This is a genomic window from Aequorivita marisscotiae (assembly GCF_029814825.1).
In the GTDB taxonomy this organism is placed as follows: domain Bacteria; phylum Bacteroidota; class Bacteroidia; order Flavobacteriales; family Flavobacteriaceae; genus Aequorivita; species Aequorivita marisscotiae.
In genome coordinates this window covers 3330609-3355908 of sequence record NZ_CP122379.1, presented here as the reverse complement: position 1 = coordinate 3355908, position 25300 = coordinate 3330609, and the positions used below count along the sequence as shown (strand labels likewise).

The 25300-nt window shown below is 36.8% G+C and carries 29 protein-coding genes, 1 tRNA gene and 1 pseudogene; 20 read left to right on the top strand and 11 right to left on the bottom strand.

The window, feature by feature from the left end; translation table 11 throughout:
• The first annotated feature begins 42 nt into the window (after nucleotides 1–42).
• The 7 genes from udk (at nucleotide 43) to QCQ61_RS15030 (ending at nucleotide 5764) form a co-directional block, all read left to right on the top strand.
• Nucleotides 43–663, top strand: a complete 621-nt coding sequence (gene udk, locus QCQ61_RS15060; RefSeq protein ID WP_279448509.1) for a uridine kinase — start codon at nucleotides 43–45, stop codon at nucleotides 661–663.
• A complete protein-coding gene (locus tag QCQ61_RS15055; protein WP_279448508.1) occupies nucleotides 660–992 on the top strand; it encodes an FtsB family cell division protein in 333 nt (110 codons plus the stop codon). Before udk ends, QCQ61_RS15055 begins: the two co-directional genes overlap by 4 nt.
• Nucleotides 989–2368, top strand: a complete 1380-nt coding sequence (locus QCQ61_RS15050) for a methylmalonyl-CoA mutase subunit beta (RefSeq protein WP_279448506.1) — start codon at nucleotides 989–991, stop codon at nucleotides 2366–2368. The genes QCQ61_RS15055 and QCQ61_RS15050 overlap by 4 nt, the downstream gene beginning before the upstream one ends.
• On the top strand, nucleotides 2365–2562 hold the full coding sequence (locus QCQ61_RS15045; protein WP_279448504.1) for a hypothetical protein: 198 nt from the start codon (nucleotides 2365–2367) through the stop codon (nucleotides 2560–2562). Before QCQ61_RS15050 ends, QCQ61_RS15045 begins: the two co-directional genes overlap by 4 nt.
• Nucleotides 2544–4694 carry a methylmalonyl-CoA mutase gene (gene scpA / locus QCQ61_RS15040; protein ID WP_279448502.1) on the top strand — a complete coding sequence of 717 codons (2151 nt, stop codon included), beginning with the start codon at nucleotides 2544–2546 and terminating at the stop codon, nucleotides 4692–4694. The genes QCQ61_RS15045 and scpA overlap by 19 nt, the downstream gene beginning before the upstream one ends.
• A 28-nt stretch (nucleotides 4695–4722) precedes the next feature.
• The gene (locus tag QCQ61_RS15035; protein ID WP_279448501.1) at nucleotides 4723–5262 is read left to right on the top strand and encodes a hypothetical protein; all 540 of its coding nucleotides are present in this window, start codon (nucleotides 4723–4725) and stop codon (nucleotides 5260–5262) included.
• Between the two features lie 193 nt (nucleotides 5263–5455).
• The gene (locus tag QCQ61_RS15030) at nucleotides 5456–5764 is read left to right on the top strand and encodes a DUF6122 family protein (RefSeq protein WP_279448499.1); all 309 of its coding nucleotides are present in this window, start codon (nucleotides 5456–5458) and stop codon (nucleotides 5762–5764) included.
• A gap of 61 nt (nucleotides 5765–5825) precedes the next feature.
• On the opposite strand, the gene rlmH is transcribed toward QCQ61_RS15030, so the two are convergent.
• Nucleotides 5826–6299, bottom strand: coding sequence for a 23S rRNA (pseudouridine(1915)-N(3))-methyltransferase RlmH (rlmH, locus tag QCQ61_RS15025; protein WP_279448497.1), 474 nt, complete (start codon nucleotides 6297–6299; stop codon nucleotides 5826–5828).
• A 160-nt stretch (nucleotides 6300–6459) separates the two neighbouring features.
• On the opposite strand from rlmH, the gene nadC reads away from it, so the two are divergent.
• The 4 genes from nadC to priA all read left to right on the top strand — a co-directional run bounded on the left by nadC (nucleotide 6460) and on the right by priA (nucleotide 11284).
• Entirely contained in the window at nucleotides 6460–7317 is an 858-nt protein-coding gene (gene nadC / locus QCQ61_RS15020) for a carboxylating nicotinate-nucleotide diphosphorylase (RefSeq protein WP_279448495.1), read from the top strand.
• A complete protein-coding gene (locus tag QCQ61_RS15015) occupies nucleotides 7317–8240 on the top strand; it encodes a YihY/virulence factor BrkB family protein (protein ID WP_279448494.1) in 924 nt (307 codons plus the stop codon). Before nadC ends, QCQ61_RS15015 begins: the two co-directional genes overlap by 1 nt.
• A 15-nt stretch (nucleotides 8241–8255) precedes the next feature.
• Nucleotides 8256–8684, top strand: a complete 429-nt coding sequence (locus tag QCQ61_RS15010; RefSeq protein ID WP_279448493.1) for a DUF2147 domain-containing protein — start codon at nucleotides 8256–8258, stop codon at nucleotides 8682–8684.
• Between the two features lie 149 nt (nucleotides 8685–8833).
• Entirely contained in the window at nucleotides 8834–11284 is a 2451-nt protein-coding gene (gene priA / locus QCQ61_RS15005) for a replication restart helicase PriA (protein ID WP_279448491.1), read from the top strand.
• On the opposite strand, the gene QCQ61_RS15000 is transcribed toward priA, so the two are convergent.
• Nucleotides 11281–11994 (bottom strand): LytR/AlgR family response regulator transcription factor, encoded by a 714-nt coding sequence (locus QCQ61_RS15000; RefSeq protein WP_279448489.1) that lies wholly within the window; start codon nucleotides 11992–11994, stop codon nucleotides 11281–11283. The two genes, priA and QCQ61_RS15000, sit on opposite strands and share 4 nt — an antisense overlap.
• 213 nt (nucleotides 11995–12207) lie before the next feature.
• On the opposite strand from QCQ61_RS15000, the gene rpsF reads away from it, so the two are divergent.
• From rpsF to QCQ61_RS14980, 4 genes and pseudogenes are all read left to right on the top strand, one after another.
• Nucleotides 12208–12546 carry a 30S ribosomal protein S6 gene (gene rpsF, locus QCQ61_RS14995; protein ID WP_279448488.1) on the top strand — a complete coding sequence of 113 codons (339 nt, stop codon included), beginning with the start codon at nucleotides 12208–12210 and terminating at the stop codon, nucleotides 12544–12546.
• Nucleotides 12547–12549: 3 nt separating this feature from the next.
• Nucleotides 12550–12846 (top strand): 30S ribosomal protein S18, encoded by a 297-nt coding sequence (gene rpsR / locus QCQ61_RS14990; RefSeq protein WP_073216777.1) that lies wholly within the window; start codon nucleotides 12550–12552, stop codon nucleotides 12844–12846.
• A gap of 15 nt (nucleotides 12847–12861) precedes the next feature.
• Nucleotides 12862–13308: pseudogene (rplI, locus tag QCQ61_RS14985) on the top strand (50S ribosomal protein L9); the annotation flags it as partial.
• A 211-nt stretch (nucleotides 13309–13519) separates the two neighbouring features.
• Nucleotides 13520–13993: a DUF6495 family protein gene (locus QCQ61_RS14980; RefSeq protein ID WP_279448479.1), complete on the top strand. Its 474-nt coding sequence runs from the start codon at nucleotides 13520–13522 to the stop codon at nucleotides 13991–13993.
• 62 nt (nucleotides 13994–14055) lie between these two features.
• Here QCQ61_RS14980 and QCQ61_RS14975 read toward each other — a convergent pair whose 3' ends face one another.
• Nucleotides 14056–15297 (bottom strand): ABC transporter permease, encoded by a 1242-nt coding sequence (locus QCQ61_RS14975; protein WP_279448478.1) that lies wholly within the window; start codon nucleotides 15295–15297, stop codon nucleotides 14056–14058.
• Between the two features lie 194 nt (nucleotides 15298–15491).
• Between QCQ61_RS14975 and hisS the strand changes: the two genes are divergently transcribed.
• Nucleotides 15492–16871 (top strand): histidine--tRNA ligase, encoded by a 1380-nt coding sequence (gene hisS / locus QCQ61_RS14970; RefSeq protein WP_279448476.1) that lies wholly within the window; start codon nucleotides 15492–15494, stop codon nucleotides 16869–16871.
• Here hisS and QCQ61_RS14965 read toward each other — a convergent pair.
• The 3 genes from QCQ61_RS14965 to QCQ61_RS14955 form a co-directional block, all read right to left on the bottom strand.
• Nucleotides 16864–17007: a hypothetical protein gene (locus QCQ61_RS14965; protein WP_279448474.1), complete on the bottom strand. Its 144-nt coding sequence runs from the start codon at nucleotides 17005–17007 to the stop codon at nucleotides 16864–16866. The two genes, hisS and QCQ61_RS14965, sit on opposite strands and share 8 nt — an antisense overlap.
• Nucleotides 17004–17606 carry a hypothetical protein gene (locus QCQ61_RS14960; RefSeq protein WP_279448472.1) on the bottom strand — a complete coding sequence of 201 codons (603 nt, stop codon included), beginning with the start codon at nucleotides 17604–17606 and terminating at the stop codon, nucleotides 17004–17006. The genes QCQ61_RS14965 and QCQ61_RS14960 overlap by 4 nt, the downstream gene beginning before the upstream one ends.
• Nucleotides 17607–17939: 333 nt before the next feature.
• Nucleotides 17940–18013, bottom strand: a tRNA-Met gene (locus QCQ61_RS14955).
• Nucleotides 18014–18200: 187 nt separating this feature from the next.
• Between QCQ61_RS14955 and QCQ61_RS14950 the strand changes: the two genes are divergently transcribed.
• Together QCQ61_RS14950 and QCQ61_RS14945 are read left to right on the top strand one after the other, a co-directional pair.
• Nucleotides 18201–18587, top strand: coding sequence for an START-like domain-containing protein (locus tag QCQ61_RS14950; protein ID WP_279448471.1), 387 nt, complete (start codon nucleotides 18201–18203; stop codon nucleotides 18585–18587).
• A 57-nt stretch (nucleotides 18588–18644) separates the two neighbouring features.
• Nucleotides 18645–19487 (top strand): aminotransferase class IV, encoded by an 843-nt coding sequence (locus tag QCQ61_RS14945; protein ID WP_279448469.1) that lies wholly within the window; start codon nucleotides 18645–18647, stop codon nucleotides 19485–19487.
• On the opposite strand, the gene QCQ61_RS14940 is transcribed toward QCQ61_RS14945, so the two are convergent.
• From QCQ61_RS14940 to QCQ61_RS14920, 5 genes are all read right to left on the bottom strand, one after another.
• A complete protein-coding gene (locus tag QCQ61_RS14940) occupies nucleotides 19484–20044 on the bottom strand; it encodes a YqgE/AlgH family protein (RefSeq protein ID WP_279448467.1) in 561 nt (186 codons plus the stop codon). The genes QCQ61_RS14945 and QCQ61_RS14940 overlap by 4 nt on opposite strands.
• Nucleotides 20045–20247: 203 nt before the next feature.
• Nucleotides 20248–20520, bottom strand: coding sequence for an HU family DNA-binding protein (locus tag QCQ61_RS14935; RefSeq protein ID WP_279448466.1), 273 nt, complete (start codon nucleotides 20518–20520; stop codon nucleotides 20248–20250).
• Nucleotides 20521–20701: 181 nt separating this feature from the next.
• Entirely contained in the window at nucleotides 20702–21652 is a 951-nt protein-coding gene (fmt, locus tag QCQ61_RS14930) for a methionyl-tRNA formyltransferase (RefSeq protein WP_279448464.1), read from the bottom strand.
• 4 nt (nucleotides 21653–21656) lie between these two features.
• Nucleotides 21657–23555 (bottom strand): RecQ family ATP-dependent DNA helicase, encoded by a 1899-nt coding sequence (locus QCQ61_RS14925; protein WP_279448462.1) that lies wholly within the window; start codon nucleotides 23553–23555, stop codon nucleotides 21657–21659.
• A gap of 106 nt (nucleotides 23556–23661) precedes the next feature.
• A complete protein-coding gene (locus tag QCQ61_RS14920; RefSeq protein ID WP_342687557.1) occupies nucleotides 23662–24195 on the bottom strand; it encodes an AAA family ATPase in 534 nt (177 codons plus the stop codon).
• An 82-nt stretch (nucleotides 24196–24277) separates the two neighbouring features.
• Between QCQ61_RS14920 and QCQ61_RS14915 the strand changes: the two genes are divergently transcribed.
• Both QCQ61_RS14915 and QCQ61_RS14910 read left to right on the top strand, forming a co-directional pair.
• Nucleotides 24278–24568, top strand: coding sequence for a DUF493 family protein (locus QCQ61_RS14915; protein WP_279448461.1), 291 nt, complete (start codon nucleotides 24278–24280; stop codon nucleotides 24566–24568).
• Between the two features lie 76 nt (nucleotides 24569–24644).
• Nucleotides 24645–25298 carry a DUF4290 domain-containing protein gene (locus tag QCQ61_RS14910; RefSeq protein ID WP_279448458.1) on the top strand — a complete coding sequence of 218 codons (654 nt, stop codon included), beginning with the start codon at nucleotides 24645–24647 and terminating at the stop codon, nucleotides 25296–25298.
• The last annotated feature ends 2 nt before the right edge of the window (nucleotides 25299–25300 follow it).

Genomic DNA, 25300 nt, shown 5'->3' with positions numbered 1-25300 from the left:
GCGGGGGCTTTTTTTTATACCTTTGTATAAACCTTAAAAACTATGCTTATAATTGGCATTGCTGGCGGCACTGGCAGCGGAAAAACAACAGTGGTAGACCAAATAGTTGCAGAACTTCCCGTAGATGAAGTGTGTGTTATTTCGCAAGATTCCTATTACCACGATACCAGCCATCTTTCCATGAAGGAGCGTTCAGAAATTAATTTTGACCACCCGCAAGCCATTGACTTCGATTTATTGGTATGCCATCTAAAAAAACTAAGGGAGGGAAATGCTTTTGAACAACCGGTATATTCGTTTGTAGAGCACAATAGAACCGGCGAAACAATTACAACCTACCCTAAAAAGGTAATAATCGTAGAGGGAATTTTGATTTTGTCGCATCCAGATATTCGTGATATGTTTGACATTAAAATCTTTGTACACGCAGACAGCGACGAACGTTTAATACGTAGATTAAAACGAGACATTGCCACCCGAGGTCGCGATTTGGAAGAAGTGCTGCATCGCTACCAAACAACGCTAAAACCTATGCACCTGCAGTTTATCGAGCCAACAAAGGAATTTGCAGATATTATTATTCCTACAAATAAATACAACACCGTAGCAATAGACGTTATAAGAAGTATTATTCATCAAAAAATTAGTTACTCCGAATCGTGAAATTTTCTGAATTAAAACAAAACAAATGGTTTAGATTTATAAGCAATAAATACGTGCTTATTTTAGTCTTGTTTATTGTTTGGATGATTTTTTTCGACGCTAACTCGTATCTTATACATCGTGAGTTGGACAATGAAATAGATGGTTTGGAGGACAATGCTGAATTTTATCAAAACGAAATAAATACCGATAAAAGTTTTATCGAAAAAATGAAGGATAGCAATGAGATGGAAAAATTTGCCCGCGAGAAATACTATTTAAAAAAAGAGAACGAAGATATTTATATAATTGAACACGAAGACAGCATCAAAAAAGAAGAAAAGCGATGAATAAATTTCTATTTGAAGATTTCGATGAGGTTTCTGCAAAACAGTGGAAACAGCAGATTCAGTTCGATTTAAAGGGTGCGGACTACAACGAAACCTTGGTCTGGCAAAGCGCTGAAGGGATAAATGTGAAACCTTTTTACCATGCAGATGATAGTAACGAAAATTTTCAGCCCATTCCCGGGCAGCCAAATTCGTGGAAGATTGCCCAAAAAATATTTATCGATGAAGCGCAAATAGCCAACAATATTGCTATAGATGCTGTAAACAGAGGCGCAGAGGCAATATTTTTTACCGCAGCAAAAGATTTTGAACCGGCCGCTGTTTTTAAAAACTTTCCTTTTGAAAAGGTTACCGTATATTTTGAAATGTTATTTCTTTCCGAAGCATTTTGCAACAAGTTAATCAATTTCTTTTCAGAAAAAAAGGCAACGGTTTTTTACAATCTCGATATAATAGGAAACCTGTCCCGCACTGGCAATTGGTTCCATAATCTAAAAACGGACCACGAAATTCTAGACCGTATTTATAAAGAAAACTCGGCGCAAAACCTTTTGGCAGTAGATGTAAGTTTATACCAAAACGCAGGTGCAACTATTGTTCAGCAATTGGCCTATGCACTGGCTCATGCCAATGAATACTTAAACCTTTTTTCTATTACCTCGAGCGCAGTCCAGAGATCATTGCTTACGTTCAAAATTGCCACAGGTCCAAACTACTTTTTCGAAATTGCAAAAATTAGAGCCCTGCGTAAACTATACGCAACATTGGCAAAAGAATATGGCGCAAATGAAACTTGCCACATTATTGCCTCGCCATCCAAACGCAACAAAACACTTTACGATTTTAACGTAAACTTGCTGCGCAGTACAACTGAATGTATGAGTGCTATTTTGGGTGGTGCAAACACGATTTACAACATACCTTATGACGCGTTGTACCATAAAAGCAACGAATTTGGCGAACGGATTTCCCGAAACCAATTGCTTATTTTAAAACACGAGAGTTACTTTGATGCCGTAAGCAATCCCGCTGATGGCACGTATTACATTGAAAGTTTAACCGATGAACTTGCCGAAAAAGCACTGCTACTATTTAAAGAAATAGAAAAAGGCGGCGGCTTTCTTCAGCAATTAAAAGAAGGAATAATTCAGAAAAAAATTAAGAAAAGTGCCGAAAAGGAACAAGAGCTTTTTGATAGCGGCCAAATTAAATTGTTGGGTACCAATTACCATCCCAACAAAAACGACCGGATGAAAGACGATTTGGAACTCTACCCTTTTGTAAAACACAACCCGATAAAAACCCTAATTGCCCCAATTGTTGAAAAAAGAATTGCTGAAATCACTGAACAACAACGTTTAAATCAAGAATTATGAACAATGAAGTATTAGGTACCGCAGTAGGAGTCCTCTTTATAGTCCTCGGATTAGCACTCCTCATTCGTTATAAAAAATTATCATCTCATAAATATTTCCGTTTGCTTATTGTAATTATTTCAATAATATTAATCGGTTTTGGAATATTTATGGGTTGGGAAAGTATTGAACAAGTATGGATAGGAGAAGTTTAGAGCACATAGAATTGAAAAAAATTGACGACGGAAAAAAGAACACGGATGTACCTAAACATAGCGAGTCTGAAACCTTTTTGACGGCTGAAGATATCGAGATTAAGAAGCATTACGACAAAGAAGATACGGCTAGTATTAAACATTTAAATTTCGTTGCCGGAATAGCACCAAATCTTCGGGGTCCATATTCAACCATGTATGTGCGCCGCCCTTGGACGATTCGCCAATACGCAGGTTTTTCAACGGCAGAAGATAGCAATGCTTTTTATAGAAGAAACCTTGCCGCAGGCCAAAAAGGGCTATCAGTAGCTTTTGATCTTGCAACGCATAGAGGCTATGATAGCGACCATCCCAGAGTAGAGGGCGACGTAGGCAAAGCGGGTGTAGCCATAGATAGTGTGGAGGATATGAAAATTTTGTTCGATCAAATTCCGCTCGACAAAATGAGCGTTTCCATGACGATGAATGGCGCCGTGCTTCCTATTATGGCTTTTTATATTGTTGCCGCGGAAGAACAGGGCGTTTCTCCAAAAGATTTGGCGGGAACAATTCAAAATGACATCTTAAAGGAGTTTATGGTGCGAAACACGTATATATATCCACCTACACCATCCATGAAAATTATAAGCGATATTTTTGAGTTTACGTCCAAAAATATGCCGAAATTTAATAGTATTTCCATTTCGGGTTATCATATGCAAGAAGCGGGAGCTACCGCAGATATTGAACTGGCATACACCCTTGCAGATGGTTTAGAGTATATTCGCACTGGGTTAAAAGCCGGAATGGATATAGATACCTTTGCTCCCCGTCTTTCTTTTTTTTGGGGCATAGGAATGAACCATTTTATGGAAATCGCTAAAATGCGAGCCGCAAGAATGCTTTGGGCAAAAATTGTAAAACAGTTCAACCCTAAAAGTGAAAAATCGCTTTCGTTACGTACGCATTGCCAAACAAGCGGTTGGAGCCTTACCGAACAAGATCCCTTTAACAATGTTGCTCGTACTGTTATTGAAGCAGCAGCAGCTGTTTTTGGGGGAACGCAATCGTTGCATACCAATGCATTAGATGAAGCCATTGCGCTACCAACAGATTTTTCGGCTCGAATAGCGCGAAATACGCAGATTTTTCTTCAAACTGAAACTCATATCACCAAAACGGTAGATCCTTGGGCGGGCAGTTATTATGTGGAAAACCTTACCAACGAAATTGCAAATAAAGCTTGGGCACTTATAGAAGAAGTAGAAGAGTTGGGCGGAATGACCAAAGCCATTGAAGCTGGAATCCCCAAACTTCGCATAGAGGAAGCTTCGGCAAGAAAGCAAGCGCGTATTGATAGCGGACAGGACATTATTGTTGGTGTTAACAAATATAGACTGGCGAAGGAAGACCCACTTCAGATTTTGGATGTGGACAACCAAAAAGTGCGTACCTCCCAGATTGAGCGACTTGAGCGAATAAAAGCCACCCGCGACAGCGAAAAAGTTAAGAAAGCTTTGGCAGATATTACCGACTGTGCCAAAACAGGTCGGGGAAATTTATTAGCTTTAGCCGTAGAAGCCGCGCGCCACAGGGCAACCTTGGGTGAAATTTCCAGCGCGATGGAAAAGGAATTCGGTAGGTATAAGGCACAAATACGATCGTTTAACGGCGTGTACAGCAAAGAGATGAAAAAAGACCCAAGTTTTGATAAAGCCAGACAAATGGCAGACAAGTTCGCAGAGCTTGAGGGCCGCCGTCCTCGAATTATGATTGCCAAAATGGGGCAAGACGGGCACGATCGCGGCGCCAAAGTAGTAGCCACTGGCTATGCCGATGTAGGTTTTGATGTGGATATCGGACCCCTTTTCCAAACCCCCGCCGAAGCCGCCAAACAAGCCGTGGAAAATGATGTGCACATCCTCGGCGTTTCCTCCCTTGCTGCAGGTCACAAAACCCTTGTACCACAAGTTATTGAAGCCTTAAAAAAGTACGGTCGCGAAGATATTATGGTCATTGTGGGAGGCGTAATACCAGCGCAGGATTACCAATACCTTTTTGATGCCGGCGCTGTTGCGGTTTATGGTCCAGGCACCCGAATTAGTGATGCCGCGATTGAAATGTTGGGGGTTTTGATTGAGGGGGTGGAGTGAAGGTTATTACGAACTTAGCATTAAACTGATGAAAATAATTTTTCTTTTAGTATTTTTTGTACAGTTTTTAGCTCATTCACAATATTCACAAGATTATAGAAACTTAATTGAAAATATAAAACCTGCTACAGACTCAATTAAAGTTGAGCATAAATATAACAATGGGAAAATAAGAAATACTGGTTGGCAAACATATTATATTGAAAATAACCAAGAATATTCATTTATGACTGGAAAACATTATCTCTATTTTAAAGGGGGGCAATGGAATGAGACTGATTATGATGCTTTTGGAAATATAATGCTCCATAGAGGTTTTGATTCAAAGGGGAACCTACTTTATGAATCTAAAACGAAATACATTTCAACTACTGCGTTGAGTACGTATGAATTTCTTGAATCTGGTAAGCACCTTATTTATATTAGAGATACAAAACGCTATTTATTTTCAAATAAGCTTTGTAAATATTACTTAAAAAAAGAAGGTGAAATTACTAACGGTAGAAAGAGTGGTACCTGGAGAATTTATTATCCAGATGGAAGACTTAAGAAAGAAAAAGAGTATTGAAATAATTCTTCTTTTCTTCCTTGCTAGCGCGAGCGTCCCGCTCGTTAATGGTGGGAGGAGGAGCAGTAAATTTTCATGGTTACCAACGTCATTCCGCCGATAGTGATCTTTAGATCGATAAGAGCTTAATTACAATACTTCATAAATTTCCTTCTACATTAAATGAATACTTATCTTTGTTAAAAACCGTAAAATGCTCCAAACGTTTGTACATTACGCCCTGCATTTTTTGGTTCCAGGGTTGATTGCTTATATTTTTTTCAGAAAAGAGTGGAAAAAAGCTTGGCTCATAATGCTGGCAACCATGTTGGTAGATCTGGATCATCTTTTGGCCAGCCCAATTTTTGACCCAGGCCGCTGTAGCATCAACTTTCATCCGCTGCACACTTATTGGGCAATGGCAGTATATGTAGTTTTATTATTTTTTAAAAAGACAAGAATCATCGCCGTAGGACTATTATTCCACATGCTAACAGATTACATAGATTGTCAATGGAATTGAAATTCTAAACCATAAATAAAATCTCACATCTCAAATCTCAAATCTCAAACCTCAAGTCTCACTACTTATGGTGATACGGTTCATTCCTCAAAATAGTAAATCCGCGATAAAGTTGTTCAATAAAAAAAAGTCGAACCATTTGGTGTGAAAAGGTCATGGATGAAAGTGAAACTTTACCATTGGCGCGTTCATAAACTGCATCGCTAAATCCATAGGGCCCACCAATTACGAAGACGAGGTTTTTAAGACCGCTATTCATTTTCTTTTGCAAAAAATTCGCAAAGCCAATGGAGGTGTGGCTCTTCCCTTTTTCGTCAAGTAGAATTAACACATCGGCCGTGGAGATTCGTTTTAAAATTTCTTCGCCTTCAGCCTGTTTTTGAAGCGTTTCGGAAAGATTTTTTGCTTTTTTAATATCGGGTATCACTTCCATTTCAAACGAAACATAAAACCCCAAACGCTTGGTATAATCGTCTATTAAAACCTGCAATTGTTTATTGTCGGTTTTTCCTATGGCCAGTAATGTAATTTTCATTTTAACTATTTCAGAATTCAAAAATACAAAGATATTATTGCTTTGGTTGTTCCTTTTTAATGTTGCAAAGGGTGGCGTAAAAAAAAGCTTTTTAGATAACTAGCTGCTGAAAACGCAAACTGCCAACTCTTTTTGTTATTTTAGCTGAAATTTCCTTGCTATGATTTCAGAAAAACAATTCAACAAAGAAATAGATATTATCATTGCCAATGCCATTCGTGAAGATGTAGGCGATGGCGATCACAGTTCTTTGGCATGCATTTCAGAAGACGCTAGGGGCTCGGCAAAACTCTTAGTAAAAGATGAAGGAATTATTGCCGGTGTAGAACTTGCCCGACAAATATTTGAATATGTAGATCCCGGTTTAAAACTCGATATTAAAATAGAGGATGGAAGCTCGGTAAAATATGGCGATGTAGCTTTTTATGTTACGGGTTTGTCGCAATCTATTTTAAAATCGGAACGGTTGGTGCTAAATGCTATGCAGCGTATGAGCGCCATTGCCACCAAAACAAATAGCTATGTAAAATTGTTGGAAGGAACCAAAACAAAAATTCTGGATACGCGCAAAACCACCCCGGGTATTCGGGCTTTGGAAAAATGGGCGGTAAAAATTGGAGGGGGAGAAAATCACCGTTTTGCACTTTATGATATGGTTATGCTCAAGGACAACCATATTGATTTTTGTGGCGGAATAACCAAGGCAATTGCTAAAACCAAGGAATATTTAGAGAGTCGCCATTTAGATCTTAAAATAATTGTTGAAGCTAGAAATCTGAACGAAATTGATGAGATATTAGAGAGCGAGGGGGTGTATAGAATTTTAATAGATAACTTTAATTATGAAGATACCCGAAAGGCTGTAGAACGCATTAATGGTAAATGCCTAACGGAATCGAGCGGTGGAATTACCCTTGATACCGTACGGAAATACGCCGAATGTGGTGTAGATTATATTTCCAGTGGTGCTTTAACACATTCGGTTTACAATATGGATTTGAGCCTAAAAGCTGTTTAATGAACCAAGAAGAAGAAAAGGAAATTAATATTCCTGTTATTCGGGATTTAATACGTTTTAGCAAGGAGATTAAACTTCCCGCCCTGGGCGATTTTTCGTTGTATAATCTCCTCGATATTTACGGCACTGGAATTTTAAAGGGAACTTTTTCATCTCGTGCCAGCTCTATTGCTTATAGTTTTTTTCTGGCACTTTTTCCTTTTCTGTTGTTGTTACTCAACTTAATCCCGATGATTCCAATTGACGGATTTCAGTCGCGGTTTTTAATATTTATTGAAGCTTTATTGCCCGCACAAACAACCGAATTTTTTTATCCCATAATTGCAGATATAGCGGTAAATCCGCGAGCGGGACTTTTGTCTTTTGTTTTTTTTCTGTCGCTATTTTTATCGGCAAATGGTGTAAATGCAATATTTAGTGCTTTTGAATATTCGTTTCACGTAACCATAAACCGAAGTTTTTTTAGACAGTATTTAGTAGCTTTAATGGTTTCTATTTTCTTGGCATTGTTGTTGTTAACTTCAGTTGGAGTTATTCTCTATGGCGAATATATAATTCGCGATTTACAATCAAAAGCGTATATAGACACAGATCTCTTTTGGATATCGTTCTTTCAATTTATTGTTTTTCTAGTAATGCTATATGTAATAATAGCTACCTTGTACTATTACGGAACCAAGGAAGGAAAATCTACTCGCTTTTTTTCAATAGGAGCGGTAACCACTACGGTATTATTTGTGCTTACAACTTACTTTTTTGGAGTTTATATCAATAATTTTTCAAATTACAACGAGTTATACGGTTCTATTGGTGCACTATTGATATTGATGTTATATATTTGGATTAACGCAAACCTCTTGTTGCTGGGTTTCGAGTTAAATATTTCAATAAAGCGACTAAAAGAAAAAAAATTCAATACCTAACTAATATTTTAAATCATGAAAAAAATACTTGTAACCTTCTCACTTATTGCTCTAACAGTAATTACGGCCACCGCACAAGATGTAACTGGAAAATGGAAAACCATTGACGATGAAACCGGCGAAGCAAAATCTATAGTTGAAATTTATAAAAACGATGGAAAAATTTACGGCAAAGTAGTAGAGATTTTAAACCCTGCTAAAAAAAATGCTATTTGTAATAATTGCCCAGGCGATGATAAAGGCAAGCCAATTTTAGGTTTGGTAATTATTAAAGGTCTTGAAAAAGACGGCGATGAATACAACGACGGTACCATTATGGACCCCAACAACGGAAAAGTTTATAAATGCTATATTGAATTAGACGGCGCAAACAAATTAAACGTGCGTGGTTACGTGGGCTTCTCGCTTTTTGGAAGAACACAAACTTGGAGTCGAGTTAATTAAAAAGTATTAAAAATACTATCTTTAAGCCACCAAATTTGGTGGCTTTTTTATTTACCCAGTCGCGAAGAAACTACAATAAATTTTAAGGGGTTTTAAACTTTTGCGCAACTCAGAATTAATATTTAGTACTAATAAATAATAGTTTTCCATTGTATTTTATAGACGTAATTCTTCCAATTCCGTTAAAACAAACATTCACCTATAGCGTGAACAAAGACGAGGCAGCATTTCTTAAACCTGGAATGCGGGTGGCAATTCCCTTTGGAAAATCTAAAGTATATACGGGTATTGTAAGAGTGGTACACAACCAAGCGCCCGTGGGATACGAAACAAAATCTATAGACCATATTTTAGATGAAACACCTATAATAACATCCTTGCAGCTGAAACATTGGGAATGGCTGGCCAATTATTATATGTGTGCCTTGGGCGAAGTAATAAAAGCGGCGCTTCCCAGTGCTTTTTTGTTAGAAAGCGAAACCGTTATAAAACTTATTCCGAACGAACCTTTAGATGAATCATCCCTAAGCGACGACGAATTTATTTTATACGAAGCTTTATTGCACCAATCATCGTTGCACATTAACGATGCCAGGGCTATTCTAGATAGAAAAAATATAGTTTCTGTAATTCAAAAATTACTAGATAAAAATATTATTGAGGTTGAAGAAACGGTTTACGAACAATACAAACCTAAACTAAAACGCTATATAAAACTTGCTTCAGTGTACGCTACGGAAGAAAAACTGCGCGAACTTTTAGATACCTTAAACCGTGCTCCAAAACAACGCGAGGTGTTAATGCATCTTTTTATGCTAAGCGGCCAAACTAAAAAGCCAATTAGCGCAGCTGTGCTTCAAAAGAAAAGCGATGCTTCTGCAAGTACGTTGAAATCTTTAGTAGATAAGTGCATTTTAGAAGAATACCACTTACAGCAAGACCGGGTTATATTTTCAGGCGAAGCAGCTACAGACATCAAAACTTTAAACGAAGCACAATTATTAGCGTTTAATGAAATAAAGGAATCTTTTAAAAAGAATAATGTAGTTTTATTGCACGGCGTTACTTCCAGCGGAAAAACTGAAATATACGTTCGGCTTATTGAAGAAGTTATAAATTCAGGAAAGCAAGTATTATATATGCTTCCCGAAATTGCACTAACCACCCAATTAATCGTTCGGCTTCAAAAATATTTCGGTGAGCGGATTTCAGTGTACCATTCAAAATTTTCGGTTAATGAACGGGTTGAGGTTTGGAAAAATGTATTGGCAGAAAAACCAAAAGCACAAATTGTTATTGGCGCGCGTTCTTCATTATTTCTACCTTTTAAAAACCTCGGTCTTATCGTTGTAGACGAAGAGCACGAACCAAGTTTTAAGCAATTTAGTCCTTCCCCGCGTTACAATGCACGCGACAGTGCTGTAGTTTTAGCGCATTATCACAAAGCTAAGTTGTTAATGGGTTCTGCAACGCCGTCCTTAGAAAGTTATCACAATGCCGATTCGGGAAAATTTGGGTTGGTTCGTTTAAAAAAGCGCTACGGCAATGTATTAATGCCCGAAATTGAGTTGGTAGATATTAAGGAAAAGTCGCGAAAAAAGCAAATGACCGGCCATTTTAGCGATCGTTTGCTCGAAGAAATACGCGAAGTTTTAAGCAATGGTGAGCAGATTATTCTTTTTCAAAATAGAAGAGGATTTTCACCAGTAGTTGAATGTACCACTTGTGGGGTTGCGCCCCAATGCCCCAATTGCGATGTGAGTTTAACATTTCATCAACATAAAAATCAATTGCGCTGCCATTATTGCGGATATAATATGGCAATGATGCAAAGCTGCATGGCGTGTGGCAGCGACACTTTAGATACCAAAGGTTTCGGAACCGAACAAATTGAGACCGAGTTAAAATCGCTTTTTCCCAACCATAAAGTTGCACGGATGGATCAGGACACAACCAAAGGAAAACACGCGTATTCCAAACTAATTGAAGCTCTGGAAAATGAGGAAATAGATATTCTGGTTGGCACACAGATGCTCGCCAAAGGATTGGATTTTAGGAATATTAGTTTGGTGGGGGTAATGAATGCAGATAGTCTTTTAAATTTTCCGGATTTTAGGGCGCATGAGCGTAGTTTTCAATTACTGCAACAAGTGTCGGGTAGGGCAGGGCGTACCCAAAAACGCGGTAAAGTTTTAATTCAGACCTACAATCCGTACCATCAAATTTTAAAACAGGTAAGTGTAAATGACTATGGCGAAATGTACAAGGAACAAATGGAGGAGCGCTATAATTTTAAATACCCTCCATTTTTTAGGACCATTAAGATAACGTTTAAAGATAAAAATCTCGCTCGGGTTCAAAAGGCATCAACCTGGTTTGGGCAAGCTTTGGAAATTGCATTTAAGGAGAATGTATTAGGCCCCGAACCACCGCCAATTGGAAGAATTAAAAATAAATATATAAACAATCTGCTTGTTAAAATTCCGAAAAATCAATCTTTGGAAAAAACAAAGAAGTACATTGATAATGTGCAGCGAAGTTTTAACGCTATAAAGGAATTTTCAAGCGTGCGCATAACAATAGATGTAGATAATTACTAAGCGTTTTGGGTAGCCGCCAAAGCTTCAATTAATTCGGCTTTTCGGTTTCGGCTCAAAGGTAAATGGTCTTTATCCAGTTCAATTGTTTTGCTATTGTAACGTTGAACCTTGTCTAAATTTACAATATAAGATTTGTGAATTCTTAGAAAACGATCACTCGGCAATAGCCCTTCAAAGGCTTTCATAGTAGAAAGTACAACCAGCGATTCGTGCTCGGTAACCAATTTTACGTAATCGCCCAAAGCTTCAATATAGCGCAGCTCGTTTAAAAATACTTTTCGCTTTTTAAGATTACTTTTTACAAAAATAAAGTCTTCATCGTCAAAGCCTTCTTCATTTTTAAGCTTATAATTGGTAATTGCTTTGTGCACTGCATTTAAAAAACGATCTTTGGCAATGGGTTTTCTTAAATAATCTACCGCATCATAATCAAAAGCTTTAAAGGCGTACTTTGTTTTTCCGGTAACAAATATTACCTGTGGTTTTCTTTGAATATCGTCCAAAAGATCAAATCCGGAGAGAATTGGCATTTCAATATCAAGAAATATAAGGTCAATTTCGGTAGAAGCGAGCCCCATTTTGGCTTCAATGGCATTTTTATACTCGCCAACAAGCTCTAGAGAGGGGTGCATCTGGATGAGCTTTACAATGGAGAGTCGTTGTAGTGTGGAATCATCTACGATAGCACACTTTAATATGGTTTTTTCCATAATAGTAGGTTTTTCTTAAAGCAATAATATGCAAATAATCGATGAAATGCAACATTTTTTGATTTTTATCGAAAAAAAGGCACAGTTTATCTATAAAGTATTTTTGTGAAAGACTCTTTAAAATAAGGTTTGATAATAACAAATAAAGTATTATTTTTGCACCCTCTTTGGCAGAAGGCCAAGGTTTTAATCATTAATTTTAATAGATTTTTTATGAATCATTACGAAACTGTTTTCATCTTAAATCCCGTTTTGTCTGAAGATCAGATAAAGGAAACAGTAAAGAAATATGAAGATATTCTTGTTTCTAAAGGTGCTAAGATGATATCCAAAGAAAATTGGGGCTTGAAAAAACTTGCTTACCCAATCCAAAACAAAAAAAGTGGTTTTTATCACCTTTTTGAGTACACTGTAGACGGCAACGTTGCACACGAACTAGAAACTGAATTTAAAAGGGATGAGCGTTTTATGCGTTACCTTACAGTAAGCCTTGACAAGCACGCGATTGCTTGGGCAGAAAAGAGAAGAAACCGCAATAAAAAATCAGCTTAAATTATGGCCACATTACAACAACAAGCAAAAGGAAAAAAAGACGGAGAGATAAGATATCTTACCCCGCTTAATATTGAAACCAACAAGACCAAGAAATATTGTATGTTCAAAAGGTCTGGTATTAAATATGTGGATTATAAAGACGCAGATTTTTTATTGAGATTCGTAAACGAGCAAGGTAAAATTCTTCCGAGAAGGCTTACCGGAACTTCTTTAAAGTATCAGCGAAAGGTAGCTGTTGCCGTTAAAAGAGCACGCCATTTGGCACTTATGCCTTATGTAACCGATTTATTAAAATAAAAATCCAGAAATAATATGGAACTTATATTAAAGAAAGACGTAGAAAATCTGGGATTTGCAGATGATCTGGTAACCGTAAAGAACGGTTACGGAAGAAACTTTTTGATACCACAAGGATATGCAGTGCTTGCAACTCCTTCGGCTAAAAAAGTGTTAAATGAAACTATGAAACAACGTGCTTTTAAAGAAAAGAAAGTTGTAGATGAAGCAAAAACACAAGCTGAAAAATTAAACGGACTCGAAATTAAAATTACTGCCAAAACTGGCGAAGGCGATAAGTTGTTTGGTTCTGTAACTAACGCAGACCTAGCAGATGCCCTAGAAAAAGAAGGTGTAACAATCGAGAAAAAATACATTATTATTGCTGGTGGCGCTATAAAGCGTACTGGACAGTACGATGCTACAATTCGTTTTCACAGAGACGTGATCAGCAACTTTACTTTTGAGGTAATTGCAGAAGCAAAGCCTGAAGTAAAAAGTAAATCTGAAACGAAAGCGAAAGCTAAAGTGGAAGAAAAAGCACAATCTGAAGATGAAGTAGTGGAAGATACTCCAGAAAAGGAATAAATTACACGATTAATTGTATTAAAACCTTTCTCGTTTTCGGGGAAGGTTTTTTTATTTTGAAGAAATATTACGTTAGAAAAATTCGATACTACAACACATTACCACTATGAAATACGCAAGATTAACAAAAGAACAATTTGAAGAACTTCACCAAGAATTTATAAATTTTCTTGCCACACAATCCATTACTGCAGACGAATGGAAAACCTTGAAAGAGGAAAAACCTGAAGTAGCCGAAGAAGAACTCGACGTTTTTAGTGATCTAATCTGGGAAGGGGTTTTGACTAAAGTGAAATATCTAGAACATATTTCGCCCAAACAATTGATGCTTTTTCACATTACAGATGCGTTTATGGAATTGATAGCTATCAAAGTAGAGCAAGACGATATAGATATTACCACGGCTTATGGATACAAATGGTTACAACAGAATCTACATGACGACGCGGTAAATCTTTACACTTCCACCAAAGCTATAACAGACGATCGGAACAAAGATCTTTTTATTTTAATACAGCAAGGGGCGGTAATTACCAAAGGAGAACTCTATAAATATTTTGAAGATTTGCTAAGTAAATAATACTGTATCAGTATTTATTTATGAGTATTTTGCTTTGATTTGAGCGGTGCGAAAAAACCAGGTTATTCATATCGCAAACTTTCAATTGGGTCTAAACGGGCTGCCTTAGATGCGGGATACGAACCTGCGATTACAGCAACTATAAAAGTTATAATTGTTGCCCAGATCATGGCTGTCCAAGGTAGCGTAAAATCGAATTCGAAAATTTTTGCGAAGGCAAAACCCGTTAGTACGCCCAAGATAATACCTAAAATACTCCCAAATTGACCAATAACAATGGTTTCCATAAAAAACTGGGTAGAGATTGTAGAGCGTTTCGCCCCAAGTGCTTTACGGACGCCAATTTCGCGGGTACGTTCCGTTACAGATACCAGCATTATATTCATCAAGGCAATGGAAGAGCCCAGAATAGTAATAATGCTTATAATCCACGCGGCGGCTTGTAAATAACCGCTAATCATCGCAATTCTATTTATTAAATCGTCACTGCGCTCAATTCCAAAGTTGTTTTCTTCAATGGGGTTTAGTCCGCGGATGTTTCTAAAAGTAATAATGGCTTCATCTTGGGCAGCTTCCATCAACTGTTTGTCGCTTACCTTTACACTAATATTGTAATTAATATTTGGCTCGGTATAGATGCCACGGGCAACCTGAATAGGAATTAACACTTTTAAATCTTGATTATTCCCAAAAGTGGATCCTTTTGATTCCAAGAGACCTATTATTTTAAATTTCACACCGCGAATACTGATAGTTTTGTTAATGGGGTCTTCATTTTCAAAGAGGTTCTTTAAAAAATCCGAACCAATTAAACATACTTTATTATTATTCTGAATATCAAAAAATGTAAAATTTCTACCGCTGTCCACTTCCGTGCCAGTATTTTCTAAATAATGTTCATTTACGCCATAAACCCGAACTTCAGGATCGGTTTTTTCGGATCCGTATTTAATTTCAGCGGTTGAAGTTCCCAAAAACGAAAGCGATGTTTTGGTAAAGGGATAGCTGTATTTATCGCTAAACTCACGCACGTTATTATAGCTAATTATGGGGTTTATTTTTTCGCGTTCGCCGCTATTTCGAGTCTGAACCGTAAATTCATACTGTTGAATATTAAATGTATTGGCGCCCATGGATGCAAAATTGCCAGATATTGTATTTTCCAATGCAGTAACCGCACTCAAAATACCAACGAGCGCCCAAATGCCAATGCCTATAATAACGATGGTTAAAATGGTTCTTAACAATTGGCTTTTTATGGAATCCAGCGCTATACGCACATTTTCCCGGAAAAGTGAAAACATATTTTAGTTTGTGTTTCTCATTAGACTGCAAAAGTTGCATAAAGTTACTATTATTTAAGATATTTGCTTTTTAAAAATTAAAGTCTAAATGAAACAAGGTTGAAGTAATTAAAAAGGCGGAGCGTATCTTTAAATACCAACACGTAAACTGCCTTTAATTTCGTTAATCCTATTTCTTTCAAATAAATAATCTCTTGGCTAAAAAACCATCTATCCCTAAAGGTACCCGCGATTTTAATCCTGAAGAAGTTGCGCGGCGCAACTATATTTTCAATACTATTAAAGAAACTTTTTCGCTCTATGGTTTTCAGCCAATAGAAACACCCTCTTTTGAAAATAGCGATACCTTAATGGGAAAATACGGGGAAGAAGGCGATAGATTAATTTTTAAAATTTTAAACAGTGGCGATTTTTTATCAAAAGTTGATGAAAAATTATATACCGAAAAAAATAGCATTAAAATCACCTCAAGAATTTCGGAAAAAGCGCTGCGCTACGACTTAACAGTTCCCTTTGCTAGGTACGTGGTACAGCATCAAAACGAGATAACCTTTCCATTTAAGCGCTACCAAATTCAACCGGTGTGGCGTGCAGATAGACCACAAAAAGGGCGGTTTCGCGAGTTTTTTCAGTGCGATGCCGATGTGGTAGGCTCCACCTCGCTTTGGCAAGAAGTAGAATTTGTACAATTGTACGACACCGTTTTTAGTAATCTCGGGTTAAAAGGAGTTACCATAAAGTTAAACAACAGAAAAATATTGAGTGGTATTGCTGAAACCATAGGCGCTGAAGATAAATTAATTGATTTTACGGTTGCCTTAGACAAACTTGATAAAATAGGGGAGGAAGGCGTTAAAAAGGAAATGCGTGAAAAAGGCATTTCGGAAGATGCTTTAGTAAAATTGCAGCCACTATTTTCGTTTAAAGGAAGCAATGATGAAAAATTAAACGCTTTAAAAAATATGTTAGCAGCATCGCAATTGGGGATGAAGGGCGTTACAGAACTTGAATTCATCACAAAAAATATTAATAGCCTTGGCTTACAAATGGCCTCGCTAAAAATAGATGTTACCTTGGCTCGCGGCTTAAATTATTACACAGGTGCCATTTATGAAGTCGCAGCACCTGCAGAAGTAAATATGGGCAGTATTGGCGGTGGTGGCCGGTACGACGATCTCACAGGAATTTTTGGGTTAAAAAATATGAGTGGCGTAGGTATTTCGTTTGGTTTAGACCGCATTTATTTGGTTTTGGAAGAATTAAATCTTTTTCCCGAAACCGTATCAAATACGAGCCAAGCACTTTTTATTAATTTTGGTGAACAAGAGTCACTATATGCCATGAAAGCAATAAAAAAATTGCGTGAAGCAGGTATTAAAGCTGAACTATTTCCAGACGAAGGAAAAATGGGGAAGCAAATGAGCTATGCCGATAAACGCAATATTCCATTTACGGTTTTGACCGGGGAAAAAGAAATTGCGGCAAATTCCTTTACTCTAAAGAATATGAAAAGTGGCGAACAAATGCAAGTGCAGTATACTGAACTGGAAAAGTATTTGGGCCAAACTAATTAGAATCTCTGGGTATTCCCACCTCGTTTGCGGTTTGGCTTGTTATGGCCATTAGCTTTTGTTCTACCTCTCGATGGGCAGAATCAGAGAGCATACCGGCTATTCGTAGCTTGGTTATGGTGCTTAATGTATCATTCATTCTTCCCCAATTTCATTAATTATTTTTTCGTAAGAAATAACGTAATCTATTTGTTTTTCTTCAGAAACGTGTTTGCGGGGAGTTTCAAGAATTATAAAGTCGAAAAGCTTTGAAATTATTCTTTTGAGGCGTTGCTCTGTTGTAATAATAGCTTTGTGTATTTTACTTGCAATAAATGTAAGTGCTAAAGAAAGAATCAACAGAACCACATAATATGCATAAATAGATAGATCATACATTGGAGCAAAAGTATAAATTAGAAAGAAAAATCCGACTAATAGAAATGTATTTGCAATATATCCAAAGATTACCTTAAACTCGTCAATTACAATTGTCTTGGTAAATTTTAAAATTAACCCAGAACTAATAGCCATTAGAGGTAGACTAATAGAAAACATAAAAGAGGACATATATGCAAAGCCAAATATGCCCTCAGTGTCTCCGGTTAAATATAGTACGTGCAAAAATGGTGATAGGACCGCTACTATACATAGAAATATTAAATAGAAATTAATCTTGTTGCTCCAAGTGGTCTGGAATCCCATTACAGTTTCTGTCGCTTGGGGGGCAGACTTTTCTTTTGTCGATTTGTTGTTCATCACTTATTTGATTTTCTGGGGTACAGCTAAAAGCTAGACCGGCTAGCATTACAAATGCAAAAACATACTTTTTCATGATATTGAGTTTTAAGGATTAGAGGTAAATTTACCCTTTTCACGAGACGATACCAACTTAAAACTCAACAACTTATTAACGCATTCTTAACAAATGTAGGGAAAATCACGACAAAGACAATAAATATTCGACAAACGACACTTTATGGCTTGTCTTAAAGTGTCTAAAAAAATTGTGGAGTTAAGAAACCCAAGGCGGGAAAAGAAGATTCTTTCATAAAAAAATCCCCGAAGAATTTATCTTTGGGGATTTTACTGTAGCGAGATCGGGACTTGAACCCGAGGCCTCCGGGTTATGAATCCGACGCTCTAACCAGCTGAGCTACCTCGCCATTTTATGCCTCGGCTTTGCCTAAGCGGGTGCAAAGATAAAAACAAAATTATGTGTGGCAAATTTAAGTTTCTATTTTTATCATTATTATTTAATTTTCTTAAAGATGTATTTCAACGAAAAATTTCAATCTTTAATTTGAGGTTAGGATTAATATCTATATATTGGGCATCAACTAACAAAATGCTATGGAAGATAAAATTAAATACGAAATGGAATTTCCTATTCAGGTTTCCCCTTCTCTTTTATACCAATATATTTCAACGCCCTCGGGCCTTTCTGAATGGTATGCAGATAACGTAAATTCTCGCGGCGAGTTCTATACCTTTATCTGGTCTGGAAGCGAGGAACGCGCAAAATTACTCAGTAAAAAGAGTCCGGAACGCATTAAGTTTAGGTGGGTTGAAGACGAAGGTGATGATTTTTACTTTGAACTTCGTATACAAGTAGATGAAATTACCAAAGACGTTTCGTTAATGATTACAGATTATGCCGAAGAGGACGAAATAGAGGAAGGGAAAATGCTTTGGGAAAATATGGTTTCCAATCTAAAATCTATATTGGGGTCGGTTTAAATTCCCTTTAAATTATAATACCTTTGCACCGTCCTAATAAAAATGGACGGTTTTTTTATGGTAAATTTAAATGGCAGGCTAGTAGCAGATAACCAAGCAATCGTACCGGTAGATAATCGAGGTTTAAATTACGGCGATGCAGTTTTTGAAACCTTGCGGTTTTCTGGTGGTAAAATTTATTTTTGGGAAGATCATTACTTTAGGCTAATGGCCTCCATGCGTATGTTACGGATGGAGATTCCTATGAGTTTTACCATGGAATTTCTAGAAGATGAAATATTAAAAACTATAAATACACAATCTGAGAATACTAGTTTTCGGATTAAGCTGCTTGTCTGGCGAAACACCGGTGGAAAATACACGCCAAAAACGAACGATGTGTCATATTCAATTTCGTGCGAAAAACTGGATGCACCGTGCTATGTTTTAAACGAAGCAAATTACGAAATAGAACTTTTTAAAGATCATTTTATCGCTACAGGATTGCTTTCAACATTAAAAACAAACAATAGGCTCATAAATATTTTGGGAAGTATTTATGCAGCAGAAAATGATTTTGAAAACTGTTTGTTGCTCAATGAAAACAAGCAGGTTGTTGAAGCCTTAAACGGAAATTTATTTTTGGTATCCGGCCAATATATTAAAACGCCGCCGCTATCGGACGGATGTTTAAACGGTATTTTAAGAAAGCAACTTATCGCAATTTTAAAGAAGTTGCCACAATTTTCTATTGAAGAAACATCTATTTCGCCCTTTGAATTACAAAAGGCAGATGAAATATTTATTACAAACGCTATTCAAGGAATCGTGCCCGTAACCAAATATAGAAAAAAGGAATTTGTAAATACTACTGCAAAAGCGTTATTGCCAAGGGTGAGCTTAACGGCAAGAATGGGTTAATTAAAGTTAGGGTTTTCGGGTGCGTTCGACCAAAGTAAATAGTCGCCACCGAACTCAATCATTTTTTCTTTCCAAAAATTTATATTGGTTTTGCCAATAATTTCATTGTTGTAATTATTCGGTACCACCACCCAACTGTTTACTTCTAATTCCTGCTCCAGTTGTTCGCTTTCCCATCCGGAATAACCTAAAAAAAAGCGTATTTGCTCTTTTTTCAACTTGTCTTCTTTAAGTAAATCTACGATTGCGCTAAAATCGCCACCCCAGTAAATGCCATTAGAGATTTCAATACTATCGGGAATAATTTCAGGAATACAATGAATAAAATAAAGATTGTCCTGCTCAACGGGGCCACCATTAAATACGGGTAACTTTGAATTTATTTCCGGTACAAAGTCACGTAGTTTATATTGCAATGGTTTATTGAGAATAAACCCAACAGATCCGCTTTCTGTGTATTCTGCTAAAAGAACCACCGAACGATTAAAGGAAACATCTCCAATTATTGAAGGTTCTGCAACTAATAGGAGGCCTTTGGCTGGTTTTAAAGTCGTCATAAAGTTTTTTCAGTATAATAAAACTAACGAATAAAATTAAAAATACCAAAAAAATGTTAATTAGTTGTTTAAATTATATTTTATTGAATAAAAGTGATAAAATAATGCGAATTTACAATTTGCTCAATATCAGTTGTATAAAAAAATCCTTCTTTTCAAATAAATGAAAAGAAGGACTTAAAATTTTGTAAAATATCTTACAATTAGTTTACGCTATTTTGTAAATCTGATCCAGCTTTAAATTTAACTACTTTTTTAGCAGCAATCTTAATGGTTTTACCAGTTTGAGGATTTCTTCCTTCTCTGGCAGCTCTTTTTGATACTGACCATGATCCGAAACCTACTAATGATACTCTGTCTCCTTTTTTAAGAGATTTTTGAACGTTGCCTAAGAAAGACTCTAAGGATTTCTTAGCGGCAGCTTTTGTAATTCCGGCATCAGCTGCCATTGCATCGATTAAATCTGATTTGTTCATAATTTTTTTAAATTAAATTGTTGGTTAAACTTCGATTAATTGCTCTACAAATTTAAAAGGAATATCCGTTCAGGCAAGTAACCACGCAGGAAATCATTATTTTTGTTAATAACTTAGACCGTTTGTTAATAAAGATGCGTGGTTTTTTTGCAATTTTAATCAAATCAGTAGTGGTAAGGGTTTACAATAGTTTGCAATGCTCGTCTATAGAATACCCATTTAAAAGTGCAGATACTTCCATTTTGCGTTTTCCGGGAAGTTGTATTTCTTCAATTAAAATGTAACCGTCTAAACACGCTACTTTTAGTTCTTTTTTAGTGGTCTGTACGCTGCCTATCTTAAAATTATGATTTGCTTTTTCAAAATGCGCTGCATAAATTTTGGTTTTTAACTCTTCCTTATTATTAAGGAGTATAGTCCAAGCCACAGGATAGGGAGAGAGGCCTCTAATAAAGGCATCTATATTTATTCCTGGTTCTGACCAATCAATTCGTGTGTTTTCAGGTGTGAGTTTTGGTGCTTCTTTTAAATTGTTGCTTTGGGGTTGTGGTTTAGGATTTGCTTCGCCTTTTTCTATTAAATGTATTGTCTCTAAAACCAAGTCGCCACCTAAATTCATTAGTTTATCGTGAAGCGTCTGTGCAGTTTCCTTTTCTTCAATTAAAACTTCTTTATTTGCAATGATAGATCCGGTATCAATTTTCTCATCAATAAAAAAGGTTGTAACTCCCGTTTTTTCTTCCTTATTAATTATGGCCCAATTTATTGGAGCGGCCCCCCGGTAATGCGGTAATAATGAAGCGTGAAGGTTAAAGGTGCCCAATGCCGGCATTTGCCAGACTACTTTGGGAAGCATTCTAAAAGCGACCACAACTTGAAGGTTGGCGTTTAACGCTTTTAGTTCTTTTAAAAACAACTCGTCTTTTAAATTCGTGGGCTGTAAAATTGGTAAATTTTCCGAAAGTGCATATTCCTTTACAGCCGAGGCCATTAGTTTTCTGCCACGACCGGCCGGTCTGTCTGGGGCTGTAATTACACCGACAATATGCTGGCCCGTTTCAACCATTTTTCTTAAAACCCCAACGGCAAAATCGGGGGTTCCCATAAAAACTATTTTTAATTCGTTATGCATTACTTCAGTTTAGATAATATTGATTTCGTGGATTGATTTTAATTTTTTCGGCTTTCAGTAAAAGGCGGATAACTTTAAGTACATCGGCTTCGGCGAAAGTAAGTTTTTCTGTGAGCTCACGCGAAGTTAATTCATCTTCTTCAAGAAGAGCAAGTATTTGCGCGGCGAGTTTATGTATGTCGCTTTTTATTAGGTTCGTATTCTGCCCGCGACAAACTGAACATATACCACATTTAGGGGCGGTAGTTTCGCCAAAATAAGAAACCAATTGTACACTTCGGCACGTTTTGGTATTTTCAATATAGTGCAAAACCGAATTTACTTGCGCAGTTTTTTTACGGTTTATTGTAGCCACATCTCGCGAAATTACATTAATGGTTTTATCGTCCTCGCGCGGAACCAGAAATGTTAGGGTAGCATCGGTTATTTGGAGAGTCATTATAACCACCTGGTCGCGTTCCATTTTTTTGAGAACCGCAATTACAGTGTTAATGGTTTGTCCGGTTTTGGCAACTATTAAATCTAAATTTATGGTGGTTGGCATTTCAAAAATTCCGCCGTAAATTCTTAGAATCGTTTTTCCGATAACAGAAGCAGTAGTGTCTTTTTCAAAATAATCTAATACTTTTTCTGAAGAAATGACGAATTGTAACGTAGATTTTCGCCCAAATTCTTGTGAGAGTTGAATAATAGCCAGCCTGTCTAAACTGTTTAATGCGTTGTATGTGAGCAAGGTGTTTAGGCTATAGGTTTTACAAAATTCAGAAAAACTAAAATTGTGCTTTGTGAACTCACCTTCGCCATAAGAAATTTGAAAATAATTGTGAAGTTTGCGATAAATTTTTTTTAAATCTGAAGTAGTTGGCAACGATTCTACAAACTGATTTTTTACCTGTTGTTTATCGTATTCATTATACAAAAGCACTGCTGAAGCGTACTGCCCATCGCGCCCTGCTCGTCCAGCTTCTTGAAAATAACTCTCTAAGCTATCTGGAATTTGCAGATGTATTACAAACCGAACATTGGGATGGTCTATGCCCATGCCAAAGGCATTAGTGGCAACCATTGTACTATATATGCCTTGGCTCCAATCATGTAATTTCTGTGCTTTTTCCTTGGCAGAAATCCCACCGTGATAAAAAGTTGCTGAAATGCCTAAACTATTGAGTTGTGCGCTAATTTCTACGGTGCTTTTTCTGCTTCTTACATACACAATTGCGGCGCCAGTATTTGTTTTTAACAGTAGCTCGGTTTTATAGAGCTTATCTTCTTCTTTAAAAACTTGATACGACAGATTTTCACGAACAAAGGAATTTTTAAAAATTTCAGGAAGTTCCATTTTTAATTCAGAAATGGTGTCTTCCAGTACTTCGGGGGTTGCAGTGGCCGTTAGCGCAATAATAGGAGCCAGCGGATGTATTTCGCGAAGAATCGTAATGTTTTTATAAGACGGTCTAAAATCGTTTCCCCACTGCGAAATACAATGGGCTTCATCTACAGCGATAGAGTTAACCCGCATTTGCTTGATGTAATTTTGAACTATTTCCTGCTGTAACCGTTCGGGCGAGAGGTATAAAAATTTGTAGTTACCGTAAAGCGCATTGTCCAGCAAGGTATTTAACTCGTTAAAATTAATACCGCCAGTAAGTTTTAATGCCTTTATGCCGCGTTCTTTTAACGCGTTTACTTGGTCGCCCATGAGCGCTACCAATGGAGAAACTACAATACAAATGCCTTCCATTGCCAGGGCGGGCACTTGAAAACAAAGCGATTTTCCTCCTCCAGTTGGTAAAAGTGCCACAGTATCTTTACCATTTAGTACGGACGCAATTATTTCTTCCTGCATCGCTTTAAAGGAAGTGTACCCCCAATATTTGGTTAATATGTCGTGGACGTCTGTCAAATGCGTCTTAAATTATTGGGTTTATGCCTTATAATTGTAAAGATAGCAGGTTGCTATAAATAATGTAAACTGTTTTAAAGCCGTTTATTTACAACCAATGTAAATATTAAAACTGCGATAAAATAAACTCTGCCCGTTCTTCTAGTGAACCTACCGGCACTTCGTGAGGTGTATACCCATATTTTAGGTATCCTTCTTTTAAGAAGTGAAATAATTTCTCGGCCTGCTCAAAAGATTCGTAGCGCTCGTTATCTTGTTCGTAAATATCTTTCCAAGGAGGAAGAACAAATACGTGATCGTACCTATTTTTATTGCATATTTCAGAAAAATTGATGGGATAATGCACTTTTACAAAATCCATATAGGCCGTAACGTCTGGCATGCCACGATCGTAAAAAACTATGGGCGAATTAATTGAACATCCTTCCTGAAATTGTTTCAATCTACCTTCCAGCAACATTTCACTAAAGAGAATTGGGTTTTCCAAAAATAATTGAGCAATTCCTTGTCTTTGGGCTTCTAACGTTACGTCTCTCGAAATTTCGTGCATAACCTTGTAACCTTCCTTTTCCAAAAATTTTATTAGGGTTGTTTTTCCCGAACCTGGTCCGCCGGTTAATACGATTTTCTTTGTTTTCAAAAGTTTAAATTTTATGCAAAGTAAGTAAATAAATATTTGAGGCGAAACTGTATCTTTGTAGCAAACCGAGTATAATTATTGAATGGAGCAAAACAAAAACACTACCGAATTTTACGAGCGGCTAAAAAAACAATTGGAAGAAGACACCACTTGGCCCGCCCCTTATCTCTTCAAATTTATAGTTCCTGCTGAGCTGGGAAAAATAGCAGAAATTGAAAAAATTTTTGATGGAACCAATGCTGCTATCAGTACACGCGATTCTTCAAAAGGAACCTATACCAGTGTTTCGATAAAAGTAACAATGCAATCTCCAGATGAAGTTATAAAGAAATATCTTGAAGTTTCCGCGGTTGAAGGCGTTATTTCACTATAATTTTTAGTATTTTGCGAGTGAAATGATTTTTCAATCTTTCCCAATACCTTAATATTCTTTCCTTAATAAAAACATTTTGATACAAGAAGTAGCCCAAATAGAGTATAATACAGAACGCCCAAAGTTAATTATACCAGAATACGGACGGCATATCCAAAAAATGGTAGATCACGCCATAGCCATAGAAAATAAAGAAGAGCGAAATAAAATTGCCAAAGGCATAATTGCGGTGATGGGAAACCTAAACCCCCATCTTCGAGACGTTCCCGATTTTCAACCAATGCTTTGGGATCAACTTTTTATAATTTCAGATTTTAAATTAGATGTAGATTCGCCGTACCCCATTCCTTCACGCGAAGAATTAATGGAACGTCCGGAGCCTATGGAATATCCTCAAAACCATCCTAAATATCGTTTTTACGGAAACAATATAAAACGAATGATAGATGTGGCCAGCAGCTGGGAAGAAGGCGATAAAAAAGAAGGTCTTATTCTTACCATCGCCAACCATATGAAAAAGTGTTTCTTAAACTGGAACAAAGATACCGTTGAAGACGATGTAATTTTTGCACATCTTTTTGAGCTTTCAAACGGAAAAATAAATTTAAAGAATAGTGATGAAGACTTGAGCGACGCTTCAAATTTACTGAAAAATAAGAAACGTTTTAATACGAACAATTCTTCTAAAAAAAGTTATAAATCTTCCAATCGCAACCGTAAGCGTCATTAAAA